Raw genomic sequence first — 21,338 nt, 5'->3', positions numbered from 1 at the left:
GAAAAGGAGGTTTCACAAATGAATCAAGATATATATACTTACTTACACCAACTCCAACAAGCTCTTCAAACACAACAAGCAGCCATCCTGAATTTAGAAGATCAAGTGCGACAACTCCAAGAAGAGCTTAACGAATTAAAAAATCGCCCCTCCTCTTCTGTAGGAAAAGTGGAATACAAATTCGATCAATTAAAAGTCGAAAACTTAAATGGTACTTTAAATATTGGTTTAAATCCATTTTCAGCAAAAGGACAACAAATTGAAGATTTTCAAGTTGATACAGAAACATTGAAGGTAAATCCTGAAACCGAAACAAACCCAGACTTTTATCAAGGTATCCTTCAAGAAATGCATCGATACTTAGATGAAGAAGCATATAATCGTATTCTACATTTTGAACAAGAAGAGAGAACACCGCTTGATGAAATGTATCGACAAATGATGGTGGATGACATAAAAAAACAGATGGAGCATCGACTCCCTTATTATTTATCACAAGTTCAATCATATGAAGGTATTTCAACAGATCCAGATTATTTACGAGATATCATTATTCAGGCAATGAAACAAGATATTGACAAAGCCTTTCTCTCCTTTATTCAGCACATACCGGGAAATTTCCGAAAGGAGTAAGTATGTATGAACCTTAACGTTGTAAACCGTGAGTTAAAAGTCGGACAGATTAAAATGAACGGTGTATCATCGTCCGCACTCTTTTTAATTGGAGATGCAAATCTCCTCATTCTATCTTCTATTCTCGATACACCATTTGAAACAGTTACAGAGGGTCCATTTGTACCATTAGTAACAGATGTCCCTCCTACTCCAGGTTAAGGAGACTGAGAAATTATGTTGCATCATGTGTCCATTGTCCAAAATGTTTCTATTATTTCTTTAGGGATTACTGCCGTATTGCAAGTTGGAGATGCAAACCAAATGGAATTAAAAAGTAGAGCTCTTGCCGTCCACCGTGAAATTCCTTGTTATATAAGGGGAGAAGGTCGTTTTGATGCTTTTGAAATCTTTACAGATGAACACATTACAATTCCAAAACGAACGACAGATGTAAAATTAAATATTGTAAATGAATGCCCTTTTATTGAAGTTAATAACGTTGAATTACGGACACTTTTAAATTCTGGTTGCTTTCAAATTGGAAATGTTGATTATGTTTTTAATAACTCTCGTATTATGCAAATCCGCCAATATATTACAGATGAACCTTCCGCACAATAATTCATATAGTAATTAAAAAGCTTAGTAAAGTAGGTGGATGGTATGCCTTCGGTTGTAGGAAATCTCGTCGTTCAAAACAGTAACGGCTCTTTCAACTTAGGAGATTTTTATAACGTGTCTCCGAAAGAAAACACGAAAGCCTATAATGGATCTGGAGCTTCCAATGTTGGGTTTGTTGTGAATACTTTTAGCGGTGTTAGTGCAACAAATACGTTTGATTCTGATGTGGCAGATCAAGATCAGATTGGAACAGCTTAAAAAAAGTAGGAGATATTCTCCTACTTTTTTCTTTTATCTAATTCAAAATTATTAAAATGAAATTTTAATAATTAAGAGCTTTACTGTCCACAAATAGTAGTATAAACAAGTAAGTAGTGAAGAGACACTATTTCGTTTTATTTAAATGATAACCCGCTCTCCTCCAAAGCCTTTCTAAGCTTCGGCAAAGACGCAGGTCCCATACCATGCAATTTTAAAATTTCTTTTTCACTATATTTTGAGAGTTCTTCTACAGTTTGAATTCCATGGTGTTCTAATGCCCTTCTTGCTGGCGCTGAAAGAAGAGAGAGAAAGCCCTCTTTTGGCTTTCTCTCTTTCTCACAGGTTGGGCAAGTTGGACAATCGCTACTTTTATAGTACTCGTGTCCCTGTTCACAAGTTCTTAACGTTTTTTCCGTTACCATTTTCAAGCCCCTCTATTCTTCAATATTTACAACGTGATTACCATCAAAGAAGTATAAACATTTCTCTTTCACAGGATGTTGTAAGCTTTTCTCAAGCGCTTTTGCATATAACGAAAGCTGCACTTTATATCGATCTTCTAAAATTGGTTTCGCTTGTTCGAATCCGCCTGGGAATTTCCCTTCAATCGTATCTGTTTTGAAGTCGATTAACGTAATGCCATCTTCCTCTTCAATCATGCAGTCGATAACCCCTTGGACAAGAATCGTTTCTTCACTTTTCCCTTGCCAATCTTGATATGCTTCTTCTGCTGCAAGCATCATCGTAAATGGTACTTCACGCTCAACACTTTTCGCCGCTAATACCCTTTTACCTAAGTCACTGTCAAAGAATGAAATTACTTTTTCAATTGCTATTTCTTCCGCCTGCTCGAATGTTAATAATTCCTTATTTACCATTCCTGCGATTTGTTCTTGTAGCGTTTCGGCCGTAATCGGTTTCTTCAAATCTACATGCTGCATAACGGCATGGACTGCTGTTCCACGCTCTGCGTACGTTAACCCTTTTTTCTCCATAAAGCGCGGACGTGTTTTAATTGGTGCACGTAGTTTTTTAATAAAGGCGTTATCGCTACCTTCTTCCGATTGATAATTTCTCTTTATTTCTGTAACAGATTGCTTCGCACGATGAGATGTCGCATCCTCATATCCGTACTTCCACATTAATCTGTCGTACACTTCTTCTTTCCGTTCACTTTGCAGGGGAACAGCCTTTTTCTCACGAAGCGCTTCTAACAATTCTTGTTTCTCTTCTTGAACTGGCTCTGGTGCAAGTAGCGTGTTACCGCCCACAACTTCTACTTTCCAGCTAGTGTCATACCCATAAATTTCATCCGGAATGCTTCCTTGTCCTAATTCAAGAAGCATTTCACTATCACGATGTCTATATAATGAAGGTGCAATCCAGTCTAAATAACAAGACGCTCCGGCACGTATGTGATCTGGTAATAACCATTCATTATGTTCCCTCGCATCAAGCCATTTTTCCATTTCCTTATTTGCATCCTTAACTGTTCCGATTAAAATTAACTTCTCTTTCGCACGCGTTAACGCTACATATAATACACGCATTTCTTCCGCGATTAATTCCATTTTCATTTTGCGTTTAATTGCAAGTTGCGATAATGTCGTATATTTAATTCGTTTACGCGGATCGATAAATTGTGAACCGAAACCGAAATCTTTATGCAGTAAGAAGCGTTTCATTAAGTCTTGTGTATTAAAACGACGACCGAGTCCAGCTACAAATACGACCGGGAACTCTAGCCCTTTACTTTTATGAATCGTCATAATGCGAACAACGTCTTCTTGTTCACCTAGGGCTCTCGCCGTACCCATATCATCACCGCGTTCTAAAATACGTTCAATAAAACGTAAGAAGCGGAATAACCCTCTAAATGATGTTGCTTCATATTGTCTTGCACGGTCATATAGTACGCGTAAGTTTGCTTGTCTTTGCTTTCCTGCTGGTAAACCGCCAACGAAGTCGTAATAACCTGTCTCACCGTACACTTTCCAAATTAAATCAGAAAGGGATTGTTGACGGGCAAATTCACGCCATCCTTGCAGTAAATTATAAAACCACTCTAATTTATCATGAAGTTCTTGCTCTTCTTCAAGCGGTGCTCCTTTTAAGAACGAGCTCATTACTTCATAAAATGACCCTTTCTTCCCATGAGCACGAAGCGTCGCAAGGTCTTCATCATTTAGTCCCACAATCGGTGAACGAAGTACAGCTGCAAGCGGAATATCTTGCATCGGATTATCAATAACGCGGAATACGTTCATCATAATATTTACTTCTGTCGCTTCAAAATAACCAGTCGCAAGGTCAGCATATACTGGAATTCCTTGCAATTTTAACTCTTCCATAATTTGCGGCGCCCACGGCATCGAGCGGAGTAAAATAACGAAATCACGGTATTGTACAGGGCGCATACTATCCGTTTTACGATCATACACTTCATAACCGGAATCAACCATAGCTTTAATACGCTGCGCCATAAGACGAGCTTCTAGCTGTGCTTTTTCGACTTCTGCACCTTCTTCACCGTCTATTACTTCTTCTTCCGTTTGCTGAATACATAATAGCTCTGCCGCTACATCTTCACCTTCTGGATAGCTAGCACCTAGCTTTAATTCAGCGTCAGCATCGTAATCGATTTCCCCAACTTCTTCGCCCATAATTTGTTTGAAGATGAAGTTCGTTCCTGCTAGCACTTCATGACGACTACGGAAATTTTTCGCTAAGTCAATCTTCATTCCGCCGCCCGATCCTTCTTGCGTAAAGCGTTTATACTTTCCTAGGAATAAGCCTGGTTCGGCTAGTCGGAAACGATAAATTGACTGCTTTACGTCGCCAACCATGAACAAGTTTCCTTCACTCTCAGAATCTTTCGTTACGAATTTAATAATGGATTCCTGTACAAAGTTCGTATCTTGATATTCATCGACTAACACTTCAGCAAATTTATTACGATATTGAAGCGCTACTGCTGAAGGATTCATTTCACCATTTTCACTTTGTTCACTTAAAATTTGTAAACAGAAATGCTCTAAATCTGTGAAGTCGACCATTCCTTTGTCTCGCTTCATCGCTTGGAAACGCTCTGTAAATACTTTTACAAGTTGAACAAGCTTTTCTAATACTGGGTGCATATCTTGAAAATCTCGTAAGAAACTTTCAGGTTTGCGGCTAAATAACTCTTCTTGTAATTTCTTCACTTCATCTTTCGCTTTATTACGAAGAGAGTCTACTTGTTTTACAACATCTTCATTGTAATCACTTTTCTTAATACGCTTTAACGTTTGCCACGATACGTTTTGCATCGCTTCATACAAACTTGTCCACGACTCACGAGCAGCTGATGATAGCGTTCCAAGTAAAACTACATCTGCTTGCAGAGTTTCAATGCGAGGCGCTGGACCGTCAGGAAGCATCGCGAGTTCAGTTGCCTTACGAATATGCTGTTCCGCTGTTTCAAGCTGGAATTTCACATCTTCTAATAAATAAGAAGCATATACTAAATCTTCAATTGTCTTTCCTTCTACGTCATATGCTTCTACTAATTTATCAAGCCATTTTTCCGGATTTGGATGCGCTCTTGATTCTGTATGAAGCGCTAAAATCATACGTTGTAAGTCATCATCACTACGGTCACTCGTATAACGATCAACGAGTTCAAAGAATATCGTATTATCTTCGATGCCATACTCTTCTTCTAATATGTCATCTAACACTTCTTCTTTTAACAATTCATTTTCTGTTTGATTCGCAATACGGAAACGAGGATCAACATCAAGCATGTAGTAATATCCTCTAATAACTTGTAAACAGAATGAGTGAATTGTTGAAATGGAAGCTTTATTTAATAGGCTCAGCTGCTTTCTTACGTGTTGAGAGCCTGGTTCATCAATTAATACTTTTTCTAACGCTTCCCCGATTCGGTTTTTCATCTCTTGCGCTGCTGCATTCGTAAATGTTACAACGAGCAGGCGGTCGACATCGACTGGATTCTCTTCATTAATAATCTTTTTAATAATACGTTCAACTAATACTGCTGTTTTACCTGATCCAGCTGCAGCCGCAACTAAAATATCACGCCCGTTCGCTACAACAGCTTTCCACTGGTCATCTGTCCATTGACTACCTTCTGGTTTTTTAGGCCAATTTTCTATCATTCTCCGCCAACCTCCTCTCTTATTTTCTCCATCGCTTCGCTATCTTTCATATCTTTTAACGATCGGAACTGATTATCTTCAAGTGACTCATCAAATTGACAAACAGACTTGAAGTTACAGAACGTACATGCTGCTTTATTTCCCATTTTATAAGGAGCAATATCGATAACACCTTCTGTAATATCTTTTCCGATATTTTCAAACGTATGGTGTACATATTTTTGCAGTACGTTAAACTCTTGCTCACTTGCAATACTTGAACGCGCACTAAAGCTACCGTCTTTTTTCAGGCCAGCAGAAATAATATCTGAGCTCCCTGTTGAAAGTTTGTTATCCATTAAACGAACAACGTCAGCATCTCCTAATACGAGTCCTTTCATTTTAAATTTCTTTAAAATTTCTTTTTCAATTTCAGCTTCAGATGCGTCACCTTTCATCTCAACGATTGGGTTATGAATATGGAAATACAATACACCAGCTGGTGATGCTGCGTGGCCTTTTTTCATCCACGTCTGTGCATTCGAAGTAACGACATCTAAATACGTTAACATTTGAAGTGCTAATCCGTAATACACTTCCGTTAAATCTAACGCTTTTGAACTTGATTTATAATCAATAATACGTAAGAACGTCCCGTTTTCATCTTCTGCCTTATCAACACGGTCAATACGGCCGACCACTTCCATCTTCACACCATTTGGTAATGAGAATTCCATCGGCGGAAGTGATCCTGTACCACCCATACCGAACGGCACTTCTAAATCAACTGGTACGAATCCGCTTGACTTCGCATGTTCACGAAGAATGATTGAAGTACGGAAAATGATTTGTTGTAGTTTTTGTTTTAAATAGAAATGACGGTTTGAACTTAATAAAATTTGTCGTTGTAATAACGGTGCGATTTCTTCTATTACTAAAACAGAAAGATGCTCACACTCTTTTATGGATAAATCCGCCCAAGTACGGTTTTCACGCAATAACTTGTCCGCAATTTTCTTTAATGCCGCATGGAATAATTCGCCGATGTCTGGCGCATCAAGCTTGAAAATATCACGCTCTCTAAGCGATAAACCGTGCTGCGCAAAATGAGCGTATGCACAACGATTAAATAGTTCCATACGAGAGACGCTTCCTTTAATTATATCTCCGTATAAATCTCTACTTACTGCTGTACTTAGTTTCTTCGCACGATTTCGATAGAATAAACTTGATAAGACGCGGCTACTTTTTTGTTTCCATTCATCTGAAGTTACGTAGAAATTATATACGTCCCACCAAAAGTCTAAATTTCCTTCAAATCCGTATCGCTTCCACGTTTGTAGTTGCTGCATAACGTAAGATAACGTTACTTCTGGCGTTGCTACATATGAAATTTGTTCTGAACGTGATAAATCATTTACATCATTCGTAATAAATGAATCTTTCACATTAGGGAACATTCTTTTTATTTTCTTAATAAAGCTAGACGCAAGTAACGTCTTTCCTTCTTCATCTGCAAGCGGGCATGAAATGTATAACTTCTCAGATGCTCTCGTTACCATTTGATACATAACGAACTGTTCTTCTAACAAAGTTTGTCTCGTCGTTGGCGCTAATTCAATCCCTGCCGCACCAAGAACTTCTCTTTCCTCATCAGAAAGCATACCTTCATCCATAGGTGCTGCTGGAATGACACCCTCATTTACACCTATAATAAACGTTGCTTTCACGTCAGATAACCTGGAGTGATCAATATTAGCAATTAACACTTGGTCTAATGACGGCGGAATGTTAGCAAATTGAAGTGCCTCAAGACCTGTCGACATAACGTCAGTAAACATAGAAAGAGACATTTTCTCTTCCCCAAGCATCTCTACAAATGTATCAAGAAGGCCCATTACTTCTTCCCATACTTGTTCATGATCTGTCGCAAATAAGAAATCTCCACTTTCTTCTGCACGTATACGTAATTCTTCTAGTTTCTTCGGAACATCCAGTTCTTCTAAAAACAAGTAAACTGCTTCACACATTTGCATAACTGTTCCTGCACGCTTTAACCTTTTTTGCATGCGAATAACAGGTGTTCTTACAACGTCACGTAGCCTATTTATTTTCTCTTCCATTTCACGTTCACTGTCTGTAATCATCCCGTTCGTATCATCAAGAGAACGATAACGGCGATACATCCATGGATCTTCAGCAGTCCATCTCTTTCCTTGTACACCGTACGCTAAACAGTAATTTTCAAATTCATCCATTTCTTCACGCATCACTTCTTTTCTTACGTCTAATGGATATAAAAGCTCTGTTTTCACGCAACGGAACACCGCATCATAACGCCAATTCCCACTAATAATCTCGAGTGCAGAACGAATACATTCTACCAATGGGTGGTGTGACATCGGGCGCTTTTCATCGATGAAGTGCGGGATATTGTAATCTGTAAATAACGTTCGCATCACATCGTAATAACTTTCCCCATTACGAAGAAGCACTGCAATATCTCGGTAACGATATTTTTCATCCGCAACAAGTTTACGAATTTCACGAGCAACACCTTCTACCTCCGCTCGTAAATTCGCAGCTGTACTAATCGTTACACTCGCTTCACCGTTAAATTTTTCATTCGGACGCGTTTCATAATGAGCTTCTAAATGCGCTAATGCTGGAGAATGAAAACGCGGCTGTTCCATAAGTGGAATTGTTTTTTCAATTTCTATTTTCTCTTCACGCGCTACTTGTTTTATTTTTTCATACGTTAACGTCGTTTCATAAAATAAATCGAGTTCATTTACTGGCTGTGCTAACGTTTTTTCATCTATCGTTAACGTGATCGTAACTTTCGCTCCGCAAATCATAAGCTGTCTTACAATCTCTAACTCTTGCGGGGAAAATGAATGAAACCCGTCTATATAAATTTCCGCACCATTTACATATTCAGACTGCGGAAGCTTTTCCACTAGCAATTGCAGGTAGTCTTCTGAATCTAAGTATTTTCCAATTAAAGCACGTTCAAAATCATCGTATAGTAACTGTAAATCATACACTTTATTCGCTAGTAACTTTTGTTCGGCACTGCTACTATGCGCATCTAATTGTTGCCACATTTCATATACGTTAGATGGCGTTACATTGTAACGTTTAAACTCTGCAATCATACTGCCAAGATGTTCAAAGAAACCGTTTTGCTCCGCTGCTTTTTGGAACACCGATAATCCATCTTTACGAGACTCTACAATTTTACGGAGTAACATATGTACACCAGCTTCATCAATATGAAGACGACTCGCTCCGCCAACTTCTTGTAGTACCTTCCACGCTAATCGTGAAAAACTAAAAACTTGTGCCCGAATAGAACCTCTTACATCCTCACTTCCAATTAACGCCTGCTGCGTCTGGAATGTCATCTGTTCTGGCACAAGATATAATATTGTTTTCCCTCTCGGGCGTTGTTTTAACTCTTCTTGCACTTCGCGTAAACAAAGTGTACTTTTTCCACTTCCCGCTCTACCAATCACAAATCGAAGTGACATGTAACCCCACCTTTCACTTACATAACGAACGTTAGTTTGCTACTGTAATTGTATTATAGTACACGAAAAAAGACAAACTGAGTTGTTTGTCTTTTCTATACTTCTACTTCATTATATCAACCTTTTGAAAAATTCGTTTGTACCTCTTTAATTGGCCAATATCGTAAATCAACTTTACCGACAACTGTATCAGCTTTTACAAAACCAAAGTGTCTACTATCCCAGCTCCCGAGCCGGTTATCACCTACTACAAAAATAAACCCGGGTGGCACCAGCTTTTCTTTCGTTAACTCTTCTAATTTAAAGTCGCCTGTTAGTTGCCTTCCATTTATCTCTTTCTTATACTTCTCTAGATACGGCTCATCAATAAATTGTCCATTTATATATAACTTATCATGCTTATATTCAATATGATCTCCAGGTAAACCGATAATTCGCTTTACATAGTCCTCTTTTTTATTCGCATGAAACACCACAACGTCAAATCTGTTCAAGTCCCCAACTTGATAACTCACCTTATTTACAACGAGCATATTGCCATCTTGCAATGTCGGCATCATTGACTTCCCCTCTACAACATACGTTGAAAAGAAAAACGTTCGAAAAAATACAGCTAATAATACACCAATTAAAATTGTTCGTATCCACTCTATGCCTTCTTTTTTCAAAGTTTTCTTCATCTACTTCTCCCCTTATCCTTTAATACTGAAGCTTTCCTTTACAAAGAAGACTATTCTTAATGTAGTTCTAACTTTACTTCAATTTTCTTACCGACATACCATAAAATAAAAATACCAATCGCTACAACGACTGATTTCACCGGATTATGAATAAATGACATTAAATCATGACCGATATACGTTAAAATAAAAATCATCACAAGCTTTCCGAATGCTAACGCTAGCCCAAACTGTTTTACACTAATTCGGGATAAACCAGCGACAACATTTATGAGCGCTGACGGTGTAAACGGAAAACAAAATATAACAAAAATCGGTGCGAATCCTTTCCTTTCAATCCACCCCATTGCTTTTCGTACTCTCTCATGCTTATTTACAAATGAAAAGAAACGACTGCGGCCAAAATGACGGATGATGAAAAAGACAAGTAATGCACCCATTACTGATCCAAGCCATGAATAAAGAAAACCGAGCCAAAAGCCAAATGCAACAGCATTCGCCAGTACAAATACAATAAGCGGTAATGCTGGAATCAACGCCTCTATCATCGGTAAACCAATACCAAGAAGTGGTCCGAACGCTTTATAACTCTCAACAATATGATCCATATTTTCTGGTGAAAAATACTCTTTGATTGTCTGAAAATCCATTCTACACTTTACCCCTTTACTCTAAATACTATCCCTACTGTATCATCGCTTATATGAAAGAGGAAATGGTAGATACGACATATGGAGATGTATTTATTAAAGTTTCCATATCTTTCATAAGAATTCCTTCATTATTTAGCTATGATAATCTATCAATATTCGACAGGACATGTCGTTCGTTTTGTTATTTAGATTGTTTTTTGATTTTTTCGGTAAATGAAATTACACTGGTGATTTTCTAATATATCGCCTTACCTACAAAGACTGACTGACAAACAAAAAAAGAATGGGGATTCCCCCATTCTTTCACACTTCGCCTTCCTTTACAAAATACACACTCTCATAAGCGGGTCTTAATGTTGATTCCTCTTTTTTATCAACCTCTTTAAAACAAGGATTCCCTTGTTTTTTCCTACGATCTTCATATTCAGTACGTAATTTCGCTGTACGATTTTGTTGATTTTCAAAACTAGTTTTTGATATCTCTAATTTCACAGCAAAGCCATTTATAAATCTAATAATAAGATTTCCATCTTTTAATTCTTTATTACTTTCAATATAAAAATGAGACAACCAAGCACACTCTTTTCTAGAGTAAGAATAGGTAGGGAAAAAATAAAGTTGATCTGCTGGACTAATCGCAATCGGTGCTTTATGTGTAATATGAGTTAACTCTTTCGTTCCTTCTTTTCTGCCTAAGAAACTAGAGCCATGCTTGCGGCAACTTCTTTCTATAATATCTAGAGGTTTTTGAAATACGAAAAAAGAATCATTCATTTCAACGACTCGCGTAACAATTTTCTTTTCACTTAGAATAACAGGAAGTAAGGCCATCGTATTTTTCGTTACAACATAATTTTCGACATAGCGTTCCACTTTACTTTCCATACTCCATTATCTCCTTTTTTCCATTTATATTAGCAGCTGTATATATAATTTTAGCATCTATGAAAAGGAAATAGCTTACAAGTTCCGTTTTTTTACAATTTTTTATCATTTATCAAACATTTGTTAAATAAAAAAATCACGATATAGTAATGATTTAATTTTAAAGTTATAAAAACAGCATTTATACTACCTATAAATATTTATTATCCCTTCCTATTTTCACATCATGAAAACAATTAACTTTGCTATAATTAAAATGTAAATCCAATATATGGAGGGCCACTATGAAGGAAAAAGAGATCCAACCATCGATTCAAATGAAAAATAGCAGCGTCATTATCGTGAAAAACTCAGCTAGTATTATATTCGGTTTATTTTTCATTCTGCTATTCTTTGCTAAACCGTTTCGTAAATCAAAATGTCCAGAATGTAAAAAACGTGAGAAGAAAAAATCAGGGCAAGAACAATAAAAGGCCTTCCTTTATGGAATGCCTTTTTACATTTGTAGTATCATTTTATTTATTCTTCTTCACCCTAAAAAAACTATATTTTCTTTCAAGGTTCTCTACATCTTTTTTGATTTGTAATATGATCCTTATATAAAACATGAGAAAGAGTATTTGTACTTGTTACCCGCTTTTAATTTTTATTAAACACTTCAAATTTGTACATCTTTATCCATCACTAACAATTCGTTAATTAGTTAACTTTGTAATATAAGTTTTGTATATAATTTCATTCAAAAACACAATATATATAAGTGGCTATTTATAATTATATTGCTTTTTATCGAATTCCAAAAAGGAGCTGTATACTATGGATAAAGAAAATCTATTAAGTCAGCAGGTTAATAGCATTCCCTCAGATGCTCTGAATACCCCTAGTAAGGAACAAGAACAACTGTTAGAAACATCATCTCAAAACGTACAAAATTCCAACAACAATGCTAACAAAAAAGATGTTACTCAAGGTCTATCTAGAAAAGATTTCCCCATTTCAACAGAGAAAACAAATTTATAGTTATTTACTATCATACGCAGCAAATACTCTTGCTGAACTAACTCTTCTACAGAAACTAATACGCATTTCCGATAATTTTTTACCAGTTTTAACATAAAAAAAGAGATTTACATATAAAAACAGGCTCTGGAAAAATTTTCTCCACAACCTAAAAAAAGGATGGCATTAGCCATCCTTTTTTTTATCATCAACTATAAAATTATAGTTTGATTACGTTTTTAGCTTGAGGTCCACGGTTACCATCTTCGATTTCGAAGCTAACTTTTTGACCTTCTTCTAGAGATTTGAAACCGTCAGTTTCGATTGCAGAGAAATGTACGAATACGTCGTTTCCACCTGGAACTTCGATGAAACCGAAGCCTTTTTCGTTGTTAAACCATTTTACTTGTCCTGTTACTGCCATAATTATTTCCTCCTAAGAAAATACAAATTTTAAATTTTTTAGTCTTCCTGTCTAAAAAAAGAATCCACACATTATCAAATACGAAACATAAACTAGTTCTCACATACTTTTTCTCGTTCGTTTTCAGCACTTGATAACATATGGATTGCTTAATTTAACTATTCAACTGACATCATCATAGCACATTAAAATAAAATGTACAATCTTTTTCTAAAATGGAATTTCTAATTTTTAGTATTTCTTATAAAATATAATTATCTCTATTCCAAATAAGGAGGAATTTATGAACAACAAAATTCCTAGAAAAACATTAAAAAGAATCGAAGAGGATATTGAAAATAATAATCTTGGAAAAGCAAGAGACAGATTGCACGGCCTCATCTTTACATACCCAAATGAATTACATCTTCGAAAACAACTCGGAGATATTTATTATACATTACAATATCCAGAAATGGCTGGACGTTACTGGTATCTAGAGGAGCATAAAACAGATATTATGCATGAATCATGTTTATTATTTGAAAAATCAATGGGAAATAATCCTCATCATATTGCACGTGCTTTAAAGTTTAAAGGCGATTCTAACCATATAAAAGGTTTGTATAAAGATCAATCTTTATCTTCAGTGCAGAAGAAAGTAGCAGAGGAGTTAATTTATGAGTATAAAGAAACATGGCAAGATAAGCTAGTTCCTTTTGGCTGTCTAGCATCGCTTGCTTGCCTTCTCTTTTCTGCCATTATTGGTCTATTTACTATTTGGAATTGGATTTTTTAATCACAGGGGGAATTTTCACATGTCAAACTACGCTAAAGAAGAAAGGCTAACAGGGGGAAACGTCTCAAACGTATATCGTTCTGAAAATACTGTTCGGCGAGAGTTAAAGCCGGGCGGTGAAAAGATTCATAAGCTATTGCAACATTTAGAAAACAAAGGATTTCATTATGCTCCAAAGTTTTTAGGTGTAGATGAAAAGGATAGAGAGATTTTATCCTTTATTGAAGGAGAAGCTGGCAATTATCCTTTAAAAGAATATATGCGATCTAATGATGTATTAAAAGAAATCGCAAAGATGCTTCGCCTTTACCATGATGCTGTAAGTGATTTTCCGTTATTAGATGATTGGAAACCGATGGATCATACCCCAAATAACATTGAGGTTTTATGTCACAATGATTTTGCCATATATAACATTATTTTTAATAATGAGAAGCCAGTAGGGATTATTGATTTCGATGTTGCTGCTCCTGGTCCAAGACTATGGGATATCGCTTATACACTCTATACTTGTGTGCCTTTAAGTAGAGTGTATTATATAGAATCCGGTGAAGCCGTTCATTATGACTCATCGCAACATGCAGATTGTATTAAAGAGAGAATGAATTTGTTCGTTCAGTCCTATGATAAAAATATGGATGAAGATTACTTAGGAATGGTGTTGCTTCGATTAGAAGGGTTATGTACATATATGAAACGAAAAGCGCAAGAAGGCGACTTGAATTTCCAAAGAATGATCGATGAAGGACATCTAGAGCATTATGAGAAAGATATGAAGTTTATTCGTGATCATAGGGCTGAGTGGAGTTGATTTAGTAATAAAGGAAAGTTAGTATCGTTTTTTGCCGACAACTCAATCTCTCTTTTCGAATCGTTTAGGAAATAACAAGGGGCACCTTTCAAAAAGGTGCCCCTTCCTTTTATTTCGTAAACTGTGCTTCTTCCGTAGACCCTTTTAACGCTGTCGTTGATGAAGTTCCGCCTGTAATCACTTGTGCCACTTCATCAAAGTAACCTGTTCCTACTTCGCGTTGGTGACGTGTTGCAGAGTAGCCGTGTTTTTCAGCTGCGAATTCTGCTTGTTGTAGTTCAGAGTATGCTGCCATGCCGCGCTCTTTATAGCCACGTGCTAGTTCAAACATACCGTAATTTAATGAATGGAATCCAGCAAGCGTTACGAATTGGAACTTATAACCGTAAGATGCGATTTCCTTTTGGAAGCTCGCAATTGTTTTTTCATCTAGTTTTTGTTTCCAGTTGAATGAAGGTGAACAGTTATATGCAAGTAGCTTTCCTGGATGCTCCTTATGAATTGCCTCCGCAAATCGTTTTGCATCTTCTAAATTTGGTTCCGACGTTTCACACCAAACGAGGTCTGCATACGGTGCATACGCTAAACCACGCGCAATTGCTTGATCAAGACCTGCATTCGTACGGTAAAATCCTTCTGGTGTTCTTTCTCCTGTAATAAATGCTTTATCAACAGGATCGATATCGCTCGTAATTAAATCAGCTGCATCCGCATCTGTTCTTGCAACGATAATTGTCGGCACTCCCATTACATCTGCTGCAAGACGTGCAGAAATTAAATTGCGTACTGCTGTTTGCGTTGGTAGTAGTACTTTTCCGCCTAAATGGCCACATTTTTTTTCTGAAGATAATTGATCTTCAAAATGCACACCTGATGCACCTGCTTCAATCATACCTTTCATCAGTTCGAATACATTTAATTGCCCACCAAATCCAGCTTCTGCATCTGCTACAATCGGTACGAAATAGTCTGTATCATCGCTTCCTTCCATATGCTGAATTTGATCCGCACGTTGAAGCGTTTGATTAATTCGTTTTACTACAGCAGGTACGCTGTTCGCTGGATATAAACTTTGGTCTGGATACATATGTCCAGAAAGGTTTGCATCAGCTGCTACTTGCCAACCACTTAAGTAAATCGCTTTTAACCCAGCTTTTACTTGTTGCATCGCTTGGTTTCCTGTTAATGCGCCAAGTGCGTTAATATAGTCTTCTGTATGAAGCGATGTCCAAAGCTTCTCAGCACCACGACTCGCTAACGTATGTTCAATATCAATTGACCCGCGCAGGCGAATTACATCTTCTGCCGAATATGGACGTGTGATCCCTTTCCAACGCTCATCTAATTCCCAGCTTTCTTGTAACTTCTCGATTCTTTCGTTTTTCATTTGTTCCATCCCCTTTTCATTTTTTATAAAATTTCATAACCCGGTAATGTTAAAAATGGTACGAATTCATCATTTCGAACGAGATTTGTAAACAACGTTGTCGCCTCTTGGAATCTCCCTTTCTTAAAGGCTTCCTTACCAATCTCTCTTTCTATTTTTGCTAATTCTTCTTCTTTTAGCTCTTCCATTAATTCAAGCGTAATATTACGACCATCATTTAGTTTTCCACCTTCATGACGAATCCATTGCCATACTTGTGCTCTTGAAATTTCAGCAGTTGCCGCATCTTCCATTAAGTTATAAATGGGTGCTGCTCCCCGTCCGCTTAACCAAGATGCAATATATTGAATACCTACACTAATATTCATGCGAAGGCCCTCTTCTGTAATCGTTCCCACCGGTACCTCTAGTAAATCGTTTTCTGTTACACATATTTCTTCACGTTTTCTAAAAATTTGATTCGGTGTTTTCATAATGTGATTAAATACTTCCATTGCAACCGGTACAAGTCCAGGGTGGGCAACCCAAGTCCCGTCATGACCGTCTAAAGCTTCGCGCTCCTTATCAGCACGCACTTTTTCAAAAGCTGCTTCATTTGCTTCTGGATTATTTTTAATCGGAATTTGTGCCGCCATTCCTCCAATTGCTGGTGCATTACGGCGGTGACATGTTTGAATTACTTTCAAAGAATACGAACGCATAAATGGCGCCGTCATCGTGACTTGTGCTCTATCTGGTAGTAAGAATTTATTATGATTACGGAAACTCTTTAAAAAGCTAAAAATATAATCCCATCTTCCGCAGTTTAAGCCAGCAGAATGATCTTTTAGCTCATATAAAATTTCATCCATTTCAAACGAAGCGTGAATCGTTTCCAGTAACACAGTTGCTTTAATCGTTCCATTTGGAATGCCGATATATTTTTGAGCAAATACGAATACATCATTCCATAATCTCGCTTCTAAATAACTTTCCATTTTTGGTAAGTAAAAGTATGGGCCGCTTCCTTTTGCTAAAAGAGCTTTCGCATTATGGAAAAAGTACAAGCCGAAATCTACTAAGCTACCCGACATATTCTTCCCATCAACTTGCATATGCTTTTCCTCTAAATGCCATCCTCTTGGACGTACAATGAGTACAGCTGTTTTCTCATTTAATCTATATTCTTTCCCTTTATCATTTTTATGTGAAATCGTTCCCTTTACTGCATCTCGTAAATTGATTTGACCTTCAACTGCGTTTTCCCAAGTTGGTGCATTCGAATCTTCAAAATCCGCCATAAAAAGATGCGCTCCTGAATTTAAAGCGTTAATGACCATCTTTCTATCTACCGGTCCAGTAATCTCTACGCGGCGATCCTCTAAGTCTTTTGGCAGCTTGGCAATTGTCCAATCCGCTTCACGTATGTGTTTTGTTTCTTCTAGAAACTTCGGAAACTCCCCTGCATCAATTCTCTTTTGTTTTTCTACACGTTTTTGTAAAAGTTCTATGCGGCGCTCATTGAAATTCTCATGTAGTTCCTTCAAAAAACTAAGCACCTCAGGTGTCAATATTTCGTTGTACGCTGGTAACATTTCTCCAACGAGTGTAACCCGTGAAGTTTGCGTCGACATATTAGCATCCCCTTCTTAAACTGTTTTATAACAGATTTGATTTCATGTTTTATATTATATAACAAATCTTCAGAAAAGGAAGTTTTTTTCGAAAATTCATTTCATTTTTTTTCAAAACGCCATTCTTTCGTGCTTTATTTCATACAAAAAAGGCCGCTGTTATACAACAACGACCTTTTTGTATTATTTTTAAATTTCACTTTGACTAGTTAAACTTTATTACTGCCCTTGTTCCATATCATGCAATATAGCTCTATGTAAAAACTGTGCGTATTGTTCTCTCGTTACCTTCATAGACGGACCGAATTTACCTTCTCCGATTCCCATTGTAATACCATTTGTTTGTACTGCACTAATTGCATTCGTTGCCCATGAATTTGCTGAAACATCATTAAAGTTATGAGATCCCTTGGCCTGTAAGTCAAAAGCATTCGTAAGAACTTGTGCCATTTCCGCACGCGTTAACGTCGCCTTCGGTCTAAAGTTTCCATTCTCGTCTCCCTGGAAAATTCCCATTTCCGTTAAAGCCAATATCTCCTCGATAAAGCTTGTTGAATTTTCATCAATATCTCCATATGGGTTTTCATATTCATCTTGTTCTTCCATATCAAACACACGGTAAATTAAAGCTGCAACTTGCTCACGTGTTACATTATCCCCAAAACCGAATATTCCATCGCCATATCCCAAAATAATTTCTTGTTCCGCTAATTCATGAATTGCCTCATATGCCCAATGTCCTTTTGGTACATCTTTAAATACAATTGTATTTGTTTTTTGCAACGGTGCACTTTCCGCTTTTACACTGTTACTCTCTGCTGAGAATAACACCCCACCCATAATTGTTAATGCTGTAGCTGTTTTTAATAATTTTTTGCTCATCAAATTATCTCCCCAATATGTATATGTTTTTTTAAAAATATACAGAATAAATGGTATAGTGACAATATATTTTTCGACACATTTCGTGACGGTTTTGTGAATCATATTACACATCATGTCTTTTTTATGGGGTTGATTATAAAGCTTATGTATAACATTAAAAATACAAATAAACGAATAATAATTCTTTTTTAAACAAACAAAAAAGCACAAATATTTCTATTTGTGCTTTCATATTTCACTCTATTTCCAATCCTCTTTCAAATGATAATTAATAATCGCATTATTAATAAACTGAGCATATTGTTCTCTAGGTACAGGGCGATTTAATTCATACATGCCATTCCCAGTTCCTCTTACAACATTATTAGATTGTAGCGCACTAATTGCATCTTCTGCCCAGTGGCCTTTTGGAATATCTTTAAATGTATGTTTTTGTTTCGTTTCAAAATTAAATGCTCGTTTTAAAATGACAGCCATTTCCGCTCTAGAGATTGGTGCTTTCGGCCTAAAATTCCCTTGGCCATCCCCTGTAAAAACACCACGTTTTGTTAACGCCAAAATTTCCTTTTTAAAAGTTGTTGTACTATCAGAAACATCTTTATATGGATTCGCTACTGATCCTTCTTCTTTTATCTCAAGTGTTCTGTAAATAGTCCCAGCTACTTGTTCACGTGTTATAAGATCACCAACACCATACTTCCCGTTTCCATACCCTAATATAATTTTATGATATGCTAAATCCATAATAGCATCATATGCCCAAAATCCGTATGGAACATCTTCAAACACAATCATTTGTGGATACTCTTCCGCTTTTACAGGCGTCACATTCGTCCCTGCAAATATACCTCCTGCCATTGTCGCAATCATCATTACACCCAATATTTTTTTCTTCATTATCCTCTCTCCCTATTTCATTCAAATAAAATGAATTTCGTTGTTTCAGGAGTACTCTTTTTTGGTGAATGTAAGATAAAATGCAAATCTTCTAGAAGAAATATTTCCACTACCTTTCTGCTTTATGCCTCCTTCTTTCTTTTTCAAAAAGGAAGTTGTCACCTCTAAGGTGTTATGTACTAAAACATTCTACAATCTCTTTATAAACTCCTTTTCACTTTACAACTTCCCTTTATTGGCGCGTAAAGGAAATACCTAATGGAGGTTACTATATTCATGATTTATATTTCAGAGTTAGCATTCCCCTTCACTGATAACTCGCCTTCTCTTCCCTCGCGAAAAGTTAGTGCCATCCCTACAAATATAAGGATAATCCTTATTACTTGCATCTAAATCCGGTCTAATAGTTTGGCAACAGCAGAATCTAAAAACACTAATACAGAAATAATTCTCGTCGATAAACCTCTTAAACTGTCAAAAAACAAGTAATATACAAATCTAGTATGTATAAATCATCGCCTTGAAAATGCCCGAAGTCTATGAATAGTAGCAATAAAAAAAGCATCCTTTTTTATTAAAAGAGGATGCTTTTTTTATATTTATTAACACTCAAATATGCTACTACTTTTGAAGAGTAAATTGGGCAACTATTTGTTTTAATTTTCCTGCTGCGTTATGCATATGTTCAATTGAAACCGAAATCTCTTGAACAGATTTTTCTTGCTGTTGAATAGACTCTTTTACCCTATCAGTTCGGTCAGATGATCTTTGGGAAATTTGAGCCATGTCTTCTGCAGAAGCCGAGATTTCCTCACTACTCGCTGCAATTTCATCTGTAGACATAGATACCGTTTGAATTTGCTCAGATACTTGTTGTACTTTTTCTGTAATTGTTCCAAATACTTTTTCTGTGTGCATTACTACTTGTGTACCTGCCTGTACCTCATTATCTACTTTCCCCATCATATGTACCGTATGGTTCGTTGTTCCCATAACTTGAGTAATAAGATTCTCAATTTGTTTTGCAGAATCACTAGATTGTTCTGCTAATTTCCGCACTTCATCTGCCACAATTGCAAATCCTCTACCACTTTCACCAGCACGTGCAGCCTCAATTGCGGCGTTTAATGCTAATAAGTTAATCTGAGAGGTAATACCTTGCATTACATCAATGATTTTAACAATTTCTTCTGATTGTTCTTTCATAGTCTCTACTTGTTTCACACCGCTATGCACCGAATTTTGGATTGTATCCATCTGTTGAATCATTTGTTTCATTAATTTGTTACCACTCTCTGCATCTAATGCTGATTGAGCAGATAATTCATTTACAGAGGATGATGTATTGACTATACTCTGCATTCCTTGTGTCAACTCTTCCATCGCACCCGCAGTTTGTTCCATTGCTTGCATTTGACTCTCTGCACCATTTGCGACTTCTTCAATATCCATAGTGATTTTTTTTGCTGCACTACTAGATACTTCTGACGCAGATGCTACTCCGTCTGCATATTGGAATAGAAGCTGAATATTATTCTCTACTTCTTGCATATTTGTTCTTAGCCCTGCAATCATCTCATTAAAATTACTTACTAATACACCTAATTCATCCTTAGCAGTATAATCACCATGTACAGTTAAATCTCCTTCTTTCGCTCTTTCCATCATACGACTAACCGTTTGTAAAGGAGCAACTATAAGCTTGCTAATAATATAACTTACTATACATATAACGATTGTAGTAACTACTACAAGAATGATAAAGGTAATAACGGAACGATCAATCATTTTTTGCGAATCTTTAAATACTTGGTCAGCTAAATTTGAAACATACGATTCTAGATCCACTGCATAACCAGCTAACTCTATTCCCTTCGGTTTTAATTCCTTCTGAAATTCATTTACCATTTGCGGCTCGTTTGTTGCCTTCGCCTTTTCAAATAATTTCTTATATGTATCTTTATAACTTGGTAAAGATTTCTTCATCTTCTGAAACAGTTCATCCTCTTGCTTACTTAAATTAAAACCATCATCATATTCTTTTAATAAAGAATCATATTTTTTAAGATCCTTTTCAATATTGAGGGTGTTGCAAAACTAAAATAAATATGCAATGTTATGAATCAGAAAAACTAGCTGAACATGCAATAGATAGCG

20 protein-coding genes and 2 pseudogenes are annotated in these 21,338 nt (G+C 36.6%); 8 read left to right on the top strand and 14 right to left on the bottom strand.

Features of this window, described 5'->3' with window-relative positions:
- The first annotated feature begins 18 nt into the window (after positions 1-18).
- Genes gerPC through gerPF form a run of 4 tightly spaced genes read left to right on the top strand, consistent with a single transcriptional unit; the run spans position 19 to position 1,494 of the window.
- Complete coding sequence (gene gerPC / locus ACQRBL_RS05460) at positions 19-633, top strand: spore germination protein GerPC (protein ID WP_001070761.1); 615 nt, start codon at positions 19-21, stop codon at positions 631-633.
- Positions 634-639: 6 nt separating this feature from the next.
- The gene (gene gerPD / locus ACQRBL_RS05455; protein WP_001052807.1) at positions 640-834 is read left to right on the top strand and encodes a spore germination protein GerPD; all 195 of its coding nucleotides are present in this window, start codon (positions 640-642) and stop codon (positions 832-834) included.
- A 15-nt stretch (positions 835-849) separates the two neighbouring features.
- Positions 850-1,236: a spore germination protein GerPE gene (locus tag ACQRBL_RS05450; RefSeq protein ID WP_000902329.1), complete on the top strand. Its 387-nt coding sequence runs from the start codon at positions 850-852 to the stop codon at positions 1,234-1,236.
- Between the two features lie 42 nt (positions 1,237-1,278).
- Positions 1,279-1,494: a spore germination protein GerPF gene (gerPF, locus tag ACQRBL_RS05445; RefSeq protein ID WP_001141570.1), complete on the top strand. Its 216-nt coding sequence runs from the start codon at positions 1,279-1,281 to the stop codon at positions 1,492-1,494.
- 137 nt (positions 1,495-1,631) lie between these two features.
- Here the strand turns inward: gerPF and ACQRBL_RS05440 are convergent, their stop codons facing one another.
- The 6 genes from ACQRBL_RS05440 to ACQRBL_RS05415 form a co-directional block, all read right to left on the bottom strand.
- A complete protein-coding gene (locus tag ACQRBL_RS05440) occupies positions 1,632-1,919 on the bottom strand; it encodes an RNA polymerase alpha subunit C-terminal domain-containing protein (protein ID WP_000255723.1) in 288 nt (95 codons plus the stop codon).
- A gap of 12 nt (positions 1,920-1,931) precedes the next feature.
- Positions 1,932-5,657 (bottom strand): helicase-exonuclease AddAB subunit AddA, encoded by a 3,726-nt coding sequence (addA, locus tag ACQRBL_RS05435; protein ID WP_411996301.1) that lies wholly within the window; start codon positions 5,655-5,657, stop codon positions 1,932-1,934.
- A complete protein-coding gene (addB, locus tag ACQRBL_RS05430) occupies positions 5,654-9,169 on the bottom strand; it encodes a helicase-exonuclease AddAB subunit AddB (RefSeq protein ID WP_277510577.1) in 3,516 nt (1,171 codons plus the stop codon). Before addB ends, addA begins: the two co-directional genes overlap by 4 nt.
- Before the next feature lie 116 nt (positions 9,170-9,285).
- Positions 9,286-9,849: a signal peptidase I gene (lepB, locus tag ACQRBL_RS05425; protein ID WP_411996300.1), complete on the bottom strand. Its 564-nt coding sequence runs from the start codon at positions 9,847-9,849 to the stop codon at positions 9,286-9,288.
- Between the two features lie 56 nt (positions 9,850-9,905).
- Positions 9,906-10,499: a TVP38/TMEM64 family protein gene (locus ACQRBL_RS05420; protein ID WP_306184888.1), complete on the bottom strand. Its 594-nt coding sequence runs from the start codon at positions 10,497-10,499 to the stop codon at positions 9,906-9,908.
- Positions 10,500-10,805: 306 nt separating this feature from the next.
- Entirely contained in the window at positions 10,806-11,387 is a 582-nt protein-coding gene (locus ACQRBL_RS05415) for a competence protein ComK (RefSeq protein ID WP_000444443.1), read from the bottom strand.
- 284 nt (positions 11,388-11,671) lie between these two features.
- Here ACQRBL_RS05415 and ACQRBL_RS05410 point away from each other — a divergent pair, with 284 nt between their 5' ends.
- Both ACQRBL_RS05410 and ACQRBL_RS05405 read left to right on the top strand, forming a co-directional pair.
- Positions 11,672-11,857, top strand: coding sequence for a hypothetical protein (locus ACQRBL_RS05410; protein ID WP_000659558.1), 186 nt, complete (start codon positions 11,672-11,674; stop codon positions 11,855-11,857).
- A 346-nt stretch (positions 11,858-12,203) separates the two neighbouring features.
- On the top strand, positions 12,204-12,407 hold the full coding sequence (locus tag ACQRBL_RS05405; RefSeq protein WP_000356914.1) for a hypothetical protein: 204 nt from the start codon (positions 12,204-12,206) through the stop codon (positions 12,405-12,407).
- Positions 12,408-12,606: 199 nt separating this feature from the next.
- Here the strand turns inward: ACQRBL_RS05405 and cspA are convergent, their stop codons facing one another.
- Positions 12,607-12,810: an RNA chaperone/antiterminator CspA gene (gene cspA, locus ACQRBL_RS05400; protein ID WP_000301523.1), complete on the bottom strand. Its 204-nt coding sequence runs from the start codon at positions 12,808-12,810 to the stop codon at positions 12,607-12,609.
- Positions 12,811-13,093: 283 nt separating this feature from the next.
- Between cspA and ACQRBL_RS05395 the strand changes: the two genes are divergently transcribed.
- Positions 13,094-13,588, top strand: a complete 495-nt coding sequence (locus ACQRBL_RS05395) for a DUF6584 family protein (protein WP_001060338.1) — start codon at positions 13,094-13,096, stop codon at positions 13,586-13,588.
- A 19-nt stretch (positions 13,589-13,607) separates the two neighbouring features.
- Entirely contained in the window at positions 13,608-14,399 is a 792-nt protein-coding gene (locus ACQRBL_RS05390) for a phosphotransferase (RefSeq protein WP_000073784.1), read from the top strand.
- Positions 14,400-14,508: 109 nt separating this feature from the next.
- On the opposite strand, the gene aceA is transcribed toward ACQRBL_RS05390, so the two are convergent.
- The 7 genes and pseudogenes from aceA to ACQRBL_RS05355 all read right to left on the bottom strand — a co-directional run.
- Positions 14,509-15,786 carry an isocitrate lyase gene (aceA, locus tag ACQRBL_RS05385; RefSeq protein WP_411996299.1) on the bottom strand — a complete coding sequence of 426 codons (1,278 nt, stop codon included), beginning with the start codon at positions 15,784-15,786 and terminating at the stop codon, positions 14,509-14,511.
- Between the two features lie 23 nt (positions 15,787-15,809).
- Positions 15,810-17,399 carry a malate synthase A gene (aceB, locus tag ACQRBL_RS05380; protein WP_048537986.1) on the bottom strand — a complete coding sequence of 530 codons (1,590 nt, stop codon included), beginning with the start codon at positions 17,397-17,399 and terminating at the stop codon, positions 15,810-15,812.
- 219 nt (positions 17,400-17,618) lie between these two features.
- Complete coding sequence (locus ACQRBL_RS05375) at positions 17,619-18,386, bottom strand: S-layer homology domain-containing protein (RefSeq protein ID WP_113304420.1); 768 nt, start codon at positions 18,384-18,386, stop codon at positions 17,619-17,621.
- 138 nt (positions 18,387-18,524) lie between these two features.
- Entirely contained in the window at positions 18,525-19,181 is a 657-nt protein-coding gene (locus tag ACQRBL_RS05370) for an S-layer homology domain-containing protein (protein WP_000727104.1), read from the bottom strand.
- A 281-nt stretch (positions 19,182-19,462) separates the two neighbouring features.
- Positions 19,463-19,743, bottom strand: a pseudogene (locus ACQRBL_RS05365) (EamA family transporter); the annotation flags it as partial.
- Between the two features lie 59 nt (positions 19,744-19,802).
- A complete protein-coding gene (locus ACQRBL_RS05360; RefSeq protein WP_404978265.1) occupies positions 19,803-20,594 on the bottom strand; it encodes a methyl-accepting chemotaxis protein in 792 nt (263 codons plus the stop codon).
- 156 nt (positions 20,595-20,750) lie between these two features.
- A pseudogene (locus tag ACQRBL_RS05355) lies at positions 20,751-20,969 on the bottom strand (HAMP domain-containing protein); the annotation flags it as partial.
- Positions 20,970-21,338: the final 369 nt, after the last annotated feature.

It is taken from the genome of Bacillus sp. AF62 (assembly GCF_050312695.1).
GTDB lineage: Bacteria > Bacillota > Bacilli > Bacillales > Bacillaceae_G > Bacillus_A > Bacillus_A cereus.
The sequence above is the reverse complement of the archived record's forward strand: the minus strand, read 5'-3'. Positions and strand labels throughout refer to the sequence as shown.

What these genes read in the sequence shown, in the direction of transcription:
- ACQRBL_RS05450 (WP_000902329.1), top strand. Translation starts at nt 850, where the DNA reads ATGTTGCATCATGTGTCCATTGTCCAAAATGTTTCTATTATTTCTTTA.
- ACQRBL_RS05395 (WP_001060338.1), top strand. Translation starts at nt 13,094, where the DNA reads ATGAACAACAAAATTCCTAGAAAAACATTAAAAAGAATCGAAGAGGAT.
- aceB (WP_048537986.1), bottom strand. Translation starts at nt 17,399, where the DNA reads ATGTCGACGCAAACTTCACGGGTTACACTCGTTGGAGAAATGTTACCA.
- ACQRBL_RS05370 (WP_000727104.1), bottom strand. Translation starts at nt 19,181, where the DNA reads ATGAAGAAAAAAATATTGGGTGTAATGATGATTGCGACAATGGCAGGA.
- ACQRBL_RS05440 (WP_000255723.1), bottom strand. Translation starts at nt 1,919, where the DNA reads ATGGTAACGGAAAAAACGTTAAGAACTTGTGAACAGGGACACGAGTAC.
- addB (WP_277510577.1), bottom strand. Translation starts at nt 9,169, where the DNA reads ATGTCACTTCGATTTGTGATTGGTAGAGCGGGAAGTGGAAAAAGTACA.
- gerPF (WP_001141570.1), top strand. Translation starts at nt 1,279, where the DNA reads ATGCCTTCGGTTGTAGGAAATCTCGTCGTTCAAAACAGTAACGGCTCT.
- ACQRBL_RS05375 (WP_113304420.1), bottom strand. Translation starts at nt 18,386, where the DNA reads ATGATTCACAAAACCGTCACGAAATGTGTCGAAAAATATATTGTCACT.
- ACQRBL_RS05405 (WP_000356914.1), top strand. Translation starts at nt 12,204, where the DNA reads ATGGATAAAGAAAATCTATTAAGTCAGCAGGTTAATAGCATTCCCTCA.
- ACQRBL_RS05415 (WP_000444443.1), bottom strand. Translation starts at nt 11,387, where the DNA reads ATGGAAAGTAAAGTGGAACGCTATGTCGAAAATTATGTTGTAACGAAA.
- lepB (WP_411996300.1), bottom strand. Translation starts at nt 9,849, where the DNA reads ATGAAGAAAACTTTGAAAAAAGAAGGCATAGAGTGGATACGAACAATT.
- gerPC (WP_001070761.1), top strand. Translation starts at nt 19, where the DNA reads ATGAATCAAGATATATATACTTACTTACACCAACTCCAACAAGCTCTT.
- cspA (WP_000301523.1), bottom strand. Translation starts at nt 12,810, where the DNA reads ATGGCAGTAACAGGACAAGTAAAATGGTTTAACAACGAAAAAGGCTTC.
- ACQRBL_RS05410 (WP_000659558.1), top strand. Translation starts at nt 11,672, where the DNA reads ATGAAGGAAAAAGAGATCCAACCATCGATTCAAATGAAAAATAGCAGC.
- ACQRBL_RS05420 (WP_306184888.1), bottom strand. Translation starts at nt 10,499, where the DNA reads ATGGATTTTCAGACAATCAAAGAGTATTTTTCACCAGAAAATATGGAT.
- aceA (WP_411996299.1), bottom strand. Translation starts at nt 15,786, where the DNA reads ATGAAAAACGAAAGAATCGAGAAGTTACAAGAAAGCTGGGAATTAGAT.
- ACQRBL_RS05390 (WP_000073784.1), top strand. Translation starts at nt 13,608, where the DNA reads ATGTCAAACTACGCTAAAGAAGAAAGGCTAACAGGGGGAAACGTCTCA.
- gerPD (WP_001052807.1), top strand. Translation starts at nt 640, where the DNA reads ATGAACCTTAACGTTGTAAACCGTGAGTTAAAAGTCGGACAGATTAAA.
- addA (WP_411996301.1), bottom strand. Translation starts at nt 5,657, where the DNA reads ATGATAGAAAATTGGCCTAAAAAACCAGAAGGTAGTCAATGGACAGAT.
- ACQRBL_RS05360 (WP_404978265.1), bottom strand. Translation starts at nt 20,594, where the DNA reads ATGCAAGCAATGGAACAAACTGCGGGTGCGATGGAAGAGTTGACACAA.